Annotated in this window: 13 protein-coding genes; 8 read left to right on the plus strand and 5 right to left on the minus strand. The window is 66.8% G+C overall.

The window, feature by feature from the left end; genetic code table 11:
• The first annotated feature begins 56 nt into the window (after window positions 1-56).
• Both mutL and BJI69_RS12300 read left to right on the plus strand, forming a co-directional pair.
• On the plus strand, window positions 57-1913 hold the full coding sequence (gene mutL / locus BJI69_RS12295) for a DNA mismatch repair endonuclease MutL (RefSeq protein WP_046967076.1): 1857 nt from the start codon (window positions 57-59) through the stop codon (window positions 1911-1913).
• Between the two features lie 56 nt (window positions 1914-1969).
• Window positions 1970-2863, plus strand: a complete 894-nt coding sequence (locus tag BJI69_RS12300; protein WP_046980929.1) for a DUF1684 domain-containing protein — start codon at window positions 1970-1972, stop codon at window positions 2861-2863.
• Window positions 2864-2956: 93 nt separating this feature from the next.
• Here BJI69_RS12300 and BJI69_RS12305 read toward each other — a convergent pair whose 3' ends face one another.
• On the minus strand, window positions 2957-3739 hold the full coding sequence (locus BJI69_RS12305) for an enoyl-CoA hydratase/isomerase family protein (RefSeq protein ID WP_046966244.1): 783 nt from the start codon (window positions 3737-3739) through the stop codon (window positions 2957-2959).
• A 145-nt stretch (window positions 3740-3884) separates the two neighbouring features.
• Here BJI69_RS12305 and bamJ point away from each other — a divergent pair, with 145 nt between their 5' ends.
• Genes bamJ through BJI69_RS12325 form a run of 4 tightly spaced genes read left to right on the plus strand, consistent with a single transcriptional unit; the run spans window position 3885 to window position 6273 of the window.
• Window positions 3885-4598 carry a BamJ family beta-barrel-assembly machinery protein gene (gene bamJ, locus BJI69_RS12310; RefSeq protein ID WP_046966243.1) on the plus strand — a complete coding sequence of 238 codons (714 nt, stop codon included), beginning with the start codon at window positions 3885-3887 and terminating at the stop codon, window positions 4596-4598.
• A gap of 30 nt (window positions 4599-4628) precedes the next feature.
• Entirely contained in the window at window positions 4629-4814 is a 186-nt protein-coding gene (locus BJI69_RS23160; RefSeq protein WP_046966249.1) for a DUF1289 domain-containing protein, read from the plus strand.
• Window positions 4814-5419: a CoA pyrophosphatase gene (locus tag BJI69_RS12320; protein ID WP_046966242.1), complete on the plus strand. Its 606-nt coding sequence runs from the start codon at window positions 4814-4816 to the stop codon at window positions 5417-5419. Before BJI69_RS23160 ends, BJI69_RS12320 begins: the two co-directional genes overlap by 1 nt.
• Complete coding sequence (locus tag BJI69_RS12325) at window positions 5413-6273, plus strand: sulfurtransferase (protein WP_046966241.1); 861 nt, start codon at window positions 5413-5415, stop codon at window positions 6271-6273. The genes BJI69_RS12320 and BJI69_RS12325 overlap by 7 nt, the downstream gene beginning before the upstream one ends.
• 95 nt (window positions 6274-6368) lie before the next feature.
• On the opposite strand, the gene BJI69_RS12330 is transcribed toward BJI69_RS12325, so the two are convergent.
• Window positions 6369-7400, minus strand: coding sequence for an oxidoreductase (locus BJI69_RS12330; protein WP_046966240.1), 1032 nt, complete (start codon window positions 7398-7400; stop codon window positions 6369-6371).
• A gap of 91 nt (window positions 7401-7491) precedes the next feature.
• Here BJI69_RS12330 and BJI69_RS12335 point away from each other — a divergent pair, with 91 nt between their 5' ends.
• Window positions 7492-8304, plus strand: coding sequence for an SDR family oxidoreductase (locus tag BJI69_RS12335; RefSeq protein WP_046966239.1), 813 nt, complete (start codon window positions 7492-7494; stop codon window positions 8302-8304).
• On the opposite strand, the gene BJI69_RS12340 is transcribed toward BJI69_RS12335, so the two are convergent.
• From BJI69_RS12340 to BJI69_RS12350, 3 genes are read right to left on the minus strand one after another with little or no spacing between them, the layout of a single operon-like run.
• Window positions 8295-9116, minus strand: a complete 822-nt coding sequence (locus tag BJI69_RS12340; RefSeq protein ID WP_046966238.1) for a metallophosphoesterase family protein — start codon at window positions 9114-9116, stop codon at window positions 8295-8297. The genes BJI69_RS12335 and BJI69_RS12340 overlap by 10 nt on opposite strands.
• Window positions 9113-10078, minus strand: coding sequence for a diacylglycerol/lipid kinase family protein (locus BJI69_RS12345; protein WP_046966237.1), 966 nt, complete (start codon window positions 10076-10078; stop codon window positions 9113-9115). Before BJI69_RS12345 ends, BJI69_RS12340 begins: the two co-directional genes overlap by 4 nt.
• 24 nt (window positions 10079-10102) lie before the next feature.
• Window positions 10103-10882, minus strand: a complete 780-nt coding sequence (locus BJI69_RS12350; RefSeq protein ID WP_046966236.1) for a phosphatase PAP2 family protein — start codon at window positions 10880-10882, stop codon at window positions 10103-10105.
• Between the two features lie 88 nt (window positions 10883-10970).
• On the opposite strand from BJI69_RS12350, the gene BJI69_RS12355 reads away from it, so the two are divergent.
• Window positions 10971-12578, plus strand: a complete 1608-nt coding sequence (locus BJI69_RS12355; RefSeq protein ID WP_181016765.1) for an alpha/beta hydrolase — start codon at window positions 10971-10973, stop codon at window positions 12576-12578.
• Window positions 12579-12634: the final 56 nt, after the last annotated feature.

Raw genomic sequence — 12634 nt, forward strand, 5'->3', positions numbered from 1 at the left:
CCGGTGGGGCCTTGGGCTATCCTTTCGACCTGAAAGCACGTCAGGTCGTACCCCTCATGCCCAGCATCCGTCCCCTGCCACCCGAGTTGATCAACCAGATCGCGGCTGGCGAAGTGATCGAACGCCCCGCCTCCGTGGTGAAGGAACTCGTCGAGAACAGCATCGACGCCGGCGCGCGCCGCATCGAGGTCGACATCGAGCAGGGTGGCACCCGGCTGATACGTGTGCGCGACGACGGTGGCGGCATTCCGCGTGACGAACTCGCGCTGGCCGTGGCCTCGCATGCGACGAGCAAGATCGGCAGCTTCGACGACCTCGAACGCGTCGCCAGCATGGGTTTTCGTGGCGAAGCGCTGGCCTCGGTATCGTCGGTGGCGCGCTTCTCGTTGACCTCGAGGCACCAGGGCGAAGACGCCGCGTGGCGCATCGAAGTCGACGGCGGGCGCCTGCAGGAGGCACGTCCGGCGCAGCATCCGCCGGGAACCACGATCGAAGTACGCGACCTCTTCTACAACGTACCGGCTCGCCGCAAGTTCCTCCGTGCCGAGCGGACGGAGTTCGCCCACATCGACGACCTGCTGAAGTCGCTCGCGCTGGCGCGCGAAGGCGTCGACATCCGCCTGACCCACAACGGCAAGCCGGTGCGCCTGCTGAAGCCGGCGCGCGACGAAAACGCAGCCCTCGCGCGCGTCGCCGAAGTGCTCGGCCCTGAGTTTCCCGGGCAGGCCCTGCGCGTGGAGCATGAGGCGGCCGGTTTGCGGCTCTCAGGCTGGGTCGGCTTGCCGACGGCGTCGCGCTCGCAGGCCGACCAGCAGTATTTCTATGTCAACGGCCGCCTGGTGCGCGATCGCATTGTCGCCCATGCGGTTCGCCAGGCGTATTCGGACGTGCTGTTCCATGGTCGCCACGCGGTGTTCGTCCTGTTCCTGCAACTGGACCCGAGCGGCGTCGATGTGAACGTGCATCCGGCGAAGAACGAAGTACGTTTTCGCGAACAGCGCCTGATCCACGATTTCCTGTTCCGCACCCTGCACGAGGCGCTGGCGCAGACACGCGCCGGTGCGACGGCACCGGCGGGAGAATCCGCCACGCCGATGGCGGCCGCCGGCAGTGACTATCGCCCGGTCGGTTCGTTTCCGGCAGTCGCCACGCAAGGGTCGCCGGCCATGCCGGCGTGGCCGCAGTCGTCCAGCCAGTCGCGGCTGAGTCTTGGTGTGCGTGACGAACCTCTCGCCGATTACGCGACGCTGTTCGGTGCGGCCAACGCACCGCGCCCTGCCGGCACTTGGACGCCGCCGGCCGGCAACGAGCCAGATGCCAGCAGCGACGTGCCACCCCTGGGCTATGCCATCGCCCAGCTGAAGAATATCTATGTCCTCGCCGAGAACGAGCACGGCCTGATCCTGGTCGACATGCATGCGGCGCACGAGCGCATCACCTACGAAAAGCTCAAGAACGGCCGCGTCACCGCCAACCTGCGCTCGCAGATGATGCTCGTGCCCTTGACGATCGCGGTCAGCGCGCGCGAAGCCGCGGCCGCCGAGGAGCATGCCGATGCCCTGGCGGAATGGGGTCTCGAACTGTCGCGCAGTGGGCCGTCAGGCGTCGTCGTGCGTCGTATCCCGTCGCTGCTCGAAGGCGCCGACGTCGCCCAGCTGACGCGCGATGTCCTCGGCGAGCTGGCCCAGCACGGTAGCTCGCGCCGCCTGGAAGAGCTCGAAAACGAACTGCTCTCGACCATGGCCTGCCATGGCTCGGTGCGCGCGGGCCGACGCCTGGGTATTCCCGAGATGAATGCGCTGCTCCGTGAAATGGAAGCCACCGAGCGCTCGGGACAATGCAATCACGGCCGGCCTACCTGGGTACAGTTATCGCTGGGCGAGCTGGATCGCCTGTTCCTTCGCGGTCGCTGATCCGTTCCCGCTTTAGCGCTATGCTGGACGGATAGACGTCCAAACGAGGTATCGCCATGATCCGCTCGCTCGCCTTCGCTTCCGTGGTCGCCGTGGCCGCCGGCAGCGCCCTTGCCGGTGACGACTACACCGCCTCCGTCGAGAAAGTCCGCGCCGCCCGTTTGCAGACGCTGAAGGCGCCGGATGGCTGGCTCAGCCTCATCGGCCTGGAGTGGCTGCAGCCAGGGGCCAACCGTATCGGCAGCGCGGCGGACAACGATATCGTCCTGAAGGCCGGCCCGGCGCATCTGGGCACGATCACACTGGACGAAAGCGGCGTCGCCACGATCGAGCTGGCCAGGGGCAGTGGTGCCCTGGTCGATGGCCGCGAGGTGCAGCGCGCCACCCTGGTCGATGACGGCGGCGCGGGACGCAAGGCTACCGAAGTGAGCTTCGGATCGGCCAAATTCCTGGTCATCGCCCGTGAGGGCAAGAAGGCGTTGCGCGTGAAGGACGAGAACGCCGATTCACGCACCCACTTCGCGGGGATCGACTATTTCGGCATCGACCCGACGTGGCGCGTGGTCGCCGACTGGGTGCCGTTCGATCCGCCGCACGAGCTGGAAATCGGCAACGTGCTCGGCGGCATCGACAAGGAAAAAGTCCCGGGCAAGGCCGTGTTCGTCCGCGACGGCCACACGTTCGAGCTCTACCCGATCCAGGAAGAACCCGATTCGCTGTTCTTCGTCTTTGCCGACCGCACCAGCGGCAAGGAAACCTACGGCGCGGCGCGTTTTCTCGATACCGCGCTGGCGAAGGACGGCAAGCTGATTCTCGATTTCAACGAAGCACGGAACCCGCCGTGCGCTTTCACGCCTTATGCCACCTGTCCGCTGGCGCCGCCGGAGAACCGTCTGGATGTGCGCGTGACCGCCGGCGAGAAGAAGTACGCCGGCGGTGGGCATAGCTGACGGTTGTCCGGGCGTAGAGCGTCGCCACTGAAGCGGCTCCCACAGGGGCAGCTCTGTGTGGGAGCCGCTTCAGCGGCGATAGGCTTCCTGGTCTCAAACGCCCTTGAACGACGGCTTGCGACGCTCGAGGAAGGCGCTCGTGCCCTCGCGCATGTCTTCCGTGGAAAACGCGATCGCGAAGCCCTGCGTCTCGAACGCCAGGCCCTGGTCGATCGCGCATTCGCCGCCTTCGATCACGGCTTCCAGGATGCCCTTGAGCGCCAGCGGCGCGGCGGCGGCGAGCTGGTCGGCCATGGCGTCCACGGTCGCGTCGAGTTCCTCGGCGGCGACCACGCGGGCCACGATGCCGAGCCGCTCGGCGCGCGCCGCATCGATCTGTTGACCCAGCAGGCACAGTTCCAGTGCCGCACCGCGGCCGGCCAGGCGGGAGAGACGCTGCGTGCCACCGAAGCCGGGGATCAGCCCGAGGCCGATCTCGGGCTGGCCGAACTTCGCCTTCTCGCTGGCCACGCGGATATGACAGGCCATCGCCAGCTCCATGCCGCCGCCGAGGGCGTAGCCCTGGATCTTGCCGATGACCGGCTTGCCGAGGCGTTCCACGGCGAGCATCAGGTCCTGCCCGGCACGCGATGCGGCCTGCGCTCTCACCGGGGCCCACGCCGTCATTTCCGAGATGTCCGCGCCGGCCACGAACGCCTTCTCGCCCGCACCGGCCAGGATGACCACGCGCACGGCGTCGTCCTGTGCGGCCTGGCGGAACGCGAGGGTCAGCTCGGCGATCGTCTCCTGGTTGAGCGCGTTGAGCTTGTCGGGGCGGTTGACGGTGATCGTGCGGACGGCGGCGCGGTCCGCGGTGGTCAGGTTGCGGAAAGCCATGGCGATTCCTGGCGAGGGGATGAGGAGGCGAATGTTAGCAGGGGAACCTTTACCCCTCTGAGGCGTCTGATGGCGAACGGGCGGCCTCGTGGCCGATGGACTATCCTCCACGCACGCTCAAAGTTCCGGGTTCACGGAGAACGGGATGTCACCCTTGCGTTTCCTGGTCATCGCCCTGTCACTGCTTAGTGGCGTGGCGCTTGCACAGTCGGCCCCGACCTTACCGGCATCCGGGGCACCGGCGATCGACAAGGCCAAGCTGTCCTATGCGATCGGTTACCAGATAGGTACCCAGTTCGCCAACAGCGCGCAGCCCGATGTCGACATTGCCGTACTGGTGAAGGCCTTGCAGGACGGTTATGCCAAGCGTGCCCCCGGCGTGCCGATCGACGTCATGCAGCAGCAGCTTGTGAACTTCGACGCCAAGGTGCAGCGGGATTCCGCCGTCGAGTTCCGTCGCGTGGCGACGGCGAACGCGCAGCGTAGCGCCGACTTCCTCGCGCGTAACCGCACGCGACCCGGCGTGGTCACACTGCCATCGGGCATCCAGTACGCGGTGCTGACCAAGGGTCGCGGCGCGCAGGCACAGATGACCAGCACGGTGGTGGTGAATTACCGCGGCGCGCTCATCGATGGCACCGAGTTCGACAGTTCCTACGCCCATGGCAAGCCCGTGACCTTCACGGTGAACCGCGTCATCGCGGGCTGGCAGGACGTGATCCCGCGCATGCGTGTCGGTGACAAGTGGAAGGTGGTGATTCCGCCGGCCCTTGCGTACGGTGAGCGAGGCGAATTGCCGCGCATCGGGCCAAACGAAGCCCTCGTCTTCGACATCGAACTGGTCGACATCCAGCAGTAACCGGAGCGGGGCGCTAGAATGGCCGACGGTATGGCCATCGTCCCCTCGTCAACGCTTCCCCTGACGCCCTGCACCGGCGTGTGTCGTCTCGACACGCGTGGCCTGTGCGAGGGCTGCCTGCGCACGGGTGACGAGATCGCCCGCTGGTCGACGATGGACGATGTACAGAAGCTCTGGATCATGGACGAGGTCCTTCCTCACCGGCAGGCCGGCTGATGGACGACCTGCTGGCGAGACTGCGTGGCGCGCTGCTTCCGCTCGATGCGCCGCCGGGTCCACGCGGCTGGAACCATGACGACATGGCTGAGCTCATCGGCGCCACGCCGCGCCGCGCCGCAGCCGTCCTCATCGGTATTCGCGACGACCGTGAGCAACGCGTCGTGCTCACCGTGCGCACGGACACCTTGCAGCAGCATGCGGGGCAGGTGGCTTTTCCCGGCGGGCGTGTCGAGCCTGACGACGTCGATGTCGTCGCCACCGCGCTGCGCGAGAGCGAGGAGGAGATCGGCCTCGATGCAGGCATGGTCACGCCGCTCGGGTTCCTTGAAGCCTTCGAGACGATCAGTGGCTATTCGGTGACACCCGTGGTCGCCCGGATCGCGGCGAACGCGGTGCTCAAGCCGGATCCGGGCGAGGTCGCCGAAGTCTTCGAGGTGCCCTTCGCCTTCTTCCTGGAGCCGGCCAACCTGCGACGGTATACGATGGATTTTCGCGGCCATCGACGGGACATGGTCGAGTTTCTCCATGCGGGTTACCGCATCTGGGGCGTCACCGCGGCGATTCTCTACAACCTCCTGAAGCGGATGGGTCATCCATGTTGATTTCACGCACGCTGGTCGATGCGGCGACTGCCGCGAACCTCCCCACGGACGACGTGCTCTTCGTCGACTGTCGTTTCGATCTCGCCGATGCCGGCAAGGGTGACCGCGAGTACGCGGCCGGACACATCGTCGGTGCCGTGCGGGGCGACCTCGACCGCGACCTTGCGGACATGGCGACACCGTCGAACGGGCGGGGTCGCCATCCACTGCCCGAGGCATCGGCGTTCTCGGCGTGGTTGTCGCAGGCGGGGTGGCGGCCGGACCTGCAAGTCATCGCCTATGACGCGGCCGGTGGGGCGTTGGCCGCCGCGCGCTTCTGGTGGCTGGCGCGTCTCGCCGGCATCGACAACGTCGCCGTGCTCGACGGCGGTTGGGCCGCCTGGCTCGAGGCGAACTATCCGGTCGATGCCGGAACCGTGCGGCGGGAGGCCACCTCGGTCCACGTCGCCTTCGACGAGGCGGGAACGGTGGCGGCCGACGAACTGGCCGAAGGTGTCGCCAGTGGGCGTTTCCTGCTGCTCGATGCGCGCGCAGCCCCGCGCTACCGCGGTGACATCGAGCCGCTGGATCCGGTCGCCGGGCACGTGCCGGGTGCGAGGAATCATCCGTTCGCGGACAACCTGGACGCGCACGGGCGCTTTCAGCAGCCCGAGGTATTGCGCCGCGACTTCAACGCGATGATGGGGACGCACGCCGCCGAGGATGTCGTGCATATGTGCGGCTCGGGCGTGACGGCCTGTCATAACCTGCTGGCGATGGAATATGCAGGGCTTTGTGGGTCGCGGCTCTATGCGCCGTCTTGGAGCGGGTGGGTTAGTGATCGGTCGCGCGGTGTGGCCCTGGGCGAAGGGTAGCGGTGCGCGGGGAATGGGAGCGTCGCCGCTGAAGCGGCTCCCACAGAGAGCCGCATACGCCAGCCTTTTGTGGGAGCCGCTTCAGCGGCGATAGTTCACAGCGAAACGCTGCGCCGTTCGCGTGCACTGATCTGCGCCGCCTCGATCACCCGGATCACGTCGCGGGCCGAATGCGCTTCCACCGGCATCGCGGTGTTCTCACGGATCGCCGCCGCAACGCCGTCATAAAACGCCGTATAGCGGCCCGGTAATGTGTCGATCACCGTCGCCGTGCCATCGACGTCGGTGAAGCGACCGAACAGCAGCGGATCGTCGCTGCCCCAGCCTTCGCCACCGGGGCGGCGTCCCTCGCGCAGCGCGGCTTCCTGGCCATCGATGCCGTACTTTACGAAGCTGCCGCCGTCGCCATGGACCAGATAGCGCGGGCCGGGATCGCGCACCAGCACGGACGCGTGCAGCACGGCGCGACGATGCCCGTAGTCGAGCACCAGATGGAAATAGTCGTCGGCTTTCGCCGCTGCGCGCTGGCGGGTCACGTCGGCCGTGATGGCGTGGGGCATGCCGAAGAGCACTAGTGCCTGGTCGATCAGGTGCGCGCCAAGGTCGTAGAGCAGGCCCGAACCGGGAGCCTCGGTTTCGCGCCAGCCCTGCTTGATCTCCGGACGGAAGCGATCGAAATGGGCCTCGAAATAAACGACCTCGCCAAGCCGGCCGTCGTCCACCAGCCGCCGCACGGTCAGGAAGTCGTTATCCCAGCGCCGGTTCTGGAAGACCGAGAGTTTGCGGCCGACCTGGTCGGCAAGACCGATGAGCGCCTCGGCTTCGGCCGCGTTGAGCGTAAACGGTTTGTCGACCACGACATGCTTGCCGGCTTCGAGCGCTGCACGTGCCAGTGGCGCGTGCGTCTCGTTGGGCGTGGCGATGACGACCAGGTCGATGGACGGGTCGGCCAGCAGGTCGCGAGGATCCTCATACGCGACCGCCTCGGGAAAATCGCGGCGGATCTCGTCGGCGCGGCGGCTGCCGATCGCAGAAAGGTGAAGGCCGTCGGCGGCGGCGATCAGGGGCGCATGAAAGAAGGCGCCTGCCGTGCCATAGCCGATGAGGCCGGTGGAGATCGGTTGCATGGTCGCTCCTGGGTCGGATAGGCGTCCAAGATTAACGCGGCGGGCCTGACCATTTCATTTAAAGTCGAACGTCCGACGAAGGAGACCGATCATGCCCCTGTCCCTGCCGAAAAACGCCGCTCCCGTCCCGTCCCCGCCTGCGGATGAATGGCCTGACAAGGTGGTCCTGGTCACCGGCGGTGCGCAGGGTATCGGCCGGGGTATCGCCGAAGGTGTGCTCGCGGCGGGCGGTCGCGTCGTCATCGGCGATGTCGACGTCGAAGCGGGTAAGGCCTGCGTCGAGGCCTGGCATGCCGGCGATCGCGCCGCCTTCCTCGTCCTCGACGTGGCGAAGGAAGCCAGTGTGAAACGCTTCGTCGCCGCGGCCTTGCGTCGCTTCGGACGCATCGACGGACTGGTTAACAATGCAGGCATCGCCAGCGCGCATAGCGGCCCGATCGAAAGACTCGACTGGGCCGAGTGGAAGCGTCGGCTCGATACCAATCTCGGCGGTACCTTCCTGTGCAGCAAGCACGCGTTGCCGTCGTTGAAAAAATCCAATGGCGCAATCGTCAATATATCTTCGTCGCGCGCCCACCAGTCCGAGCCGGACAGCGAAGCCTATGCGGCGAGCAAGGGTGGCATCGTCGCCTTTACGCATGCACTCGCGATCAGTGCCGGTCCCGTGCGCGTCAACGCGATCAACCCCGGCTGGATCGTCGTGGACGACTGGCGGAAACCGTCGGCCCGGCGCAAGCCGAAGCTGTCCGCCGCCGATCATGCGCAGCATCCGGTCGGTCGGGCGGGTGTGCCGCCCGATATCGCCGCACTCGCGGTCTTTCTGTTGTCGTCGCAGGCGGGCTTCATCACCGGGGAGAATTTCACCGTGGACGGTGGCGTCGCCCGCAAGATGCACTACGTGTAGCGGCGATAGCGCTCGAGCGGGACCGTGGTCTTGCCGCCGGGATCGAAACGGCCGTTAGCCTCGTTGTAATCCCATTGCTCGACGATGCACACGGATCGATCGCCCTGCGCATCGTGGCGGATGACGTTGAACGAGTTGCTGATTCCCTCGCGGATGCGGGTCGACAGCGCCGTGCCTGCCTGCACCGACCACAGTTCGCTGGCCAGCGCGCGCGCGGGGGTATTCAGGGGACGAACGTACGGCAGGTGAATGTGCCCGCCCAGGATGAGGTCCGCACCGGCCTCGGCCCAGGCGGCGATCGCGCGTTCGTGGTTGATCAGCAGGTTGCGTACGTCCTTGTCGCGGATCACATGCACGGGCTGGTGCGTGACGACGATGCGCAACTGCGCATCGGTCGCTTCACGCAGGCGGGCGCTGATGCGATCGACCTGTGCGTTGGACACCTCGCCGTTCTTATGCCGGTGCGGCCGGACGGTGTTGACGCCGATCGTGAGCACATCGTCGCTGACGAACGTCGGCTCGAGGTTGTCGCCGAACACCCGGCGGTATCCGCCGAAGGGCGAGACCATGCGTGCGAAAACGTTGATCAACGGCACATCGTGATTGCCCGGTATGACCAGGGTGGGCCGATCGTAGCTATCGATGAAACGCCGCGCGGCATCGAACTGCGAACGTCGTGCGCGCTGGGTGACATCGCCGGAGAGGATCACCAGCTCCGGGCGCATCGAGACCAGTAACTCACCCAACGCCTTCATCACGTCGGGCCGTTCGGTGCCGAAATGCGTATCCGAAATCTGCGCGATGGTACTCATCCGGGGTCCTCGCCGGGCTGGCGCGTGCCGTCGGTGAGCAAAGCCAGCGGACGCGGAGCGGCACGGAAGACGATGGGCGGATCGAGCCAGACGATCTCACCGTCGACCGCTAGCTTGAGTTTCTGGCGATGATGTTTCGGCGTCACGGTGATCTCGCGAAACGCAAAGCCGACGGCGTTCTGCGCATCGCCCAGCTTGCCCAGGGCTCCGCGCACGATCAGGCCGAGCATGGTCAGCCGGCCGATCGGCTTGAGTACGAGGCCGGCCAGCGTGCCGTCGTTGCGCTGCACGTCGGCGGCTTCGGCCAAGCCGATTTTTTCCAGCTGAAGCGCGTTGTTGCCGACGAAGAGGGTCGGTGTCCGCAGTTGACGGGTCCGCGTGCCGTCGCTGACCTCGATACGCAAGGGTCGATACCCGCGCATCATGGTCGCCAGCCCCGACCAAAGGGCGACGATGCGATGGCGTCCGAAACGCTGCTTCCAGGCTTCCCGATCCTCGAGCACCTGCGGATACAGGCCGAGGCTGGCGTTGACCAGGAACACGCGATCGTTGACCATGCCGATCTGTGCCTGCCCCAGGGTTGCGCGCAGCAAGGCTTCGGTCGCACCGCGGGTATCGGTCGGTATCCCATGCGTACGGCCGACGAAGTTGAACGTGCCCTGCGGCAGGACGCCCATCGGCAGCTGCTCGCGCCACGCCGCGGCCGCCACGGCGTTGATCGTGCCGTCGCCACCCGCGCCGACGATGGCGCCGCCGTTGTCCTTCGCATACGCCACGGCGTCGCGCACGACACTGGCGATATCGCCGCCTCCATCGAACAGGAAGAAGCGGTGGCGCCGCCCGGCGGCATCCAGGATCGAGGCGATCTCCTCACGCGCGATCACCGCATCCTGGTGGCCGGAGCCGGCATTCATCACGATGGCGAAGGAAAGGTCGTTGCCCATGCGCAGGGATCGGAACATCCGGCTCGTCACGGCCGCATGAATTCAGTGCGTCGCCTGGCGTCCCTGCCGCAGGCGAATGTATTCGGCACTGCCCACGCACAGCGTCAGCCAGGCGAGGCCCGTGGCGTAACCGGCCATCACATCGCTGAAGTAATGCACCTGCAACAGGATGCGGCTGATCCCGATGAGGCTGGTCATCGCGACGGCGACGACCACGATGGGCCGGTGAAAGCGCGGTGGCGTGAGCACCACGAGCACATAGGCGAGCATGCCGTAGAACACCATCGAGCCCGAGGCATGGCCGCTGGGGAAGCTATAACTCTTCTCGATGATGAAGCCGTGGTCGTGCAGCGGTCGCTCACGCTGGAACCACAGTTTGAGCAGGCTGTTGATGACGACCGTCCCGACCAGGGTGACGATCCACGCGATCGCCAGTCGCCAGTGGCGCCGCCACAGGAGCGCGAGGAAGACCAGTGCGGCGACACTGCCGAGCACCAGGGAGTTTCCGGTCCGGCTCAGCAGGGCGATGCCGTGGAGAACGGGGCGCGGCATGTTGTCCCGCAGGTCGCTGGCCAGCGCGGCATCGAAGACGGTGAGGCCGGCCTGCTCGCGGACTTCCACGGCGATGACGGTCGCGATCAACAGGGTCGCCACCAGCACGGCGATGGCCGTGGTCGGCCGCAACAGGCTTCGCGCGGCCGCGTCCAGGCCTTCGCGACGGCGCACGGCCCGCCGCCACGCCACGTCGGCGCCGAGCAGGGCCACGGCGAGCAAGACCGCCCAGATCGATAGCGCGTGCTGGCTGATCCATTCCGCATCCATTTCCGCAAGCTCCTCGTCTCGTGGCAGGATCGCTCATGTTGCCATGCCGCGCCTCCGCGGCGAGAAGGGGAAGTTCACGATGAAGACCATGCCCGCCCGCGCCCTTCTGGCGCTCGCGTTCCTTGCCACCGGATCCTTCGCCGCGCAGGCCGATGAAGCGCCGCTGGCGCACCGGATCGTGCGGGTCACCCTGGACGGGGCGACCGACAAAGGCACGTCGGGGCGCCTGCTCCTGTTCGCCGCGCCGGCCGCCACCGCCCGCGAGGCGGCCAAGGACGGCAAGGTGGAGGAGGTCGACACCAATCCCTTCCAGCCGAAGGCGGTTTCCGTCGCGGCACGCGAGGTGACCTGGCTCGCCCCCGGTCAGTCGGTCGACCTGGACACTGATGGCGAAGCGTTCCCGACAGGCTTCTCCAGCCTGCCGCCCGGCGACTACCTCGTCCAGGCCGTGCTCGATGTCGGCCACGACTACAACTACAGCGGCCGCCACGGTGGCGACCTCATCAGCGAGGTCACCCCGGTGAAGCTCGCCGCCGGCGGCTCCCTGCCGGTGCTGAAGCTCACCCGAAGCGTCCCGGCAAAGGATCCCTGGCAGCTGCCCCCGACGGTGCCGCAGGCTGTCCGCGATGCCTTGCCCGAGGCACGCCAGCACGCCCATGCCGAAGTTCTGCAGAGCGCCGCCCTCACCGCGTTCGCCGGTCGCCCTCTGTCGATCCGCGCCTGGGTGGTGACGCCTCCGGGTTATGACCCGAACGGCAGCACGCGCTATCCGACCGTCTTCGTCACGCACGGTTTCGGTGGCGGTTTCGACCGGTATGCCGGCACCATCGCCGGCCTGTGGTCGGCGATGTCGGACAAGACCATGCCGCCGATGATCTGGGTGCTGCTCGACGAGTCCGGTCCGACCGGGACACACGAGTTCGCCGATTCGGTGAACAACGGTCCCTGGGGCCAGGCGCTGACCACCGAATACATCCCCTGGCTGGAAGGCCGCTACAAGATGGACGCCAAGGTGGGCGGCCGCTTCCTCAACGGGCACTCCTCGGGCGGCTGGGCCACCCTGTGGCTGCAGACGCGCTACCCGAAAGTGTTCGGCGGTACCTGGTCCACGTCGCCGGATCCCAGCGATTTCCACAACTTCACCGGCATCGACCTGTATGCCGCCAACGCCAACGCGTACAAGAAGGCGGATGGCACGGCGTATCCGCTGATCCGCGACAAGGGCCAAGTGATCGCCACCTTCGACACCTTCGCCCACCTCGAGCGCGTCCTTGGCGCCTACGGCGGCCAGCTCGCCTCCTTCGAGTGGGTGTTTTCGCCCCGCGGCAAGGACGGTCGCCCCGAGCCGATGTTCAACCGCGACACGGGCGCCATCGACCCGGCCGTGGTCGCCTACTGGCACGACCATTACGACATCGCCCAGCGCCTGCGCACGCACTGGCCCGAGCTCAAGCCGGACCTGGACGGCAAGATCCACCTCTACGTGGGCACGGCGGACACGTTCTACCTCGATGGCTCTGCGAAACTTCTCAAAGACACGCTCGACGGCCTGCACGCGAAGAGCGACATCCGCTTCCTTCCCGGTAAGACGCATTTCGACCTGTACGTGGAAGGCGAGGACCGCAACGCGCTGCTGAAGAAGATCGCGTGGGAGATGTACGGCGTCGCAAGGCCCGGGCAGGGTAAAGCACCCTGAGCCGCTCTCGGTAGGAGCCGATTCATCGGCGAACGGGTGCTAGCCGCAACCTGGCC

This window comes from Luteibacter rhizovicinus DSM 16549 (genome assembly GCF_001887595.1).
Taxonomy (GTDB): domain Bacteria; phylum Pseudomonadota; class Gammaproteobacteria; order Xanthomonadales; family Rhodanobacteraceae; genus Luteibacter; species Luteibacter rhizovicinus.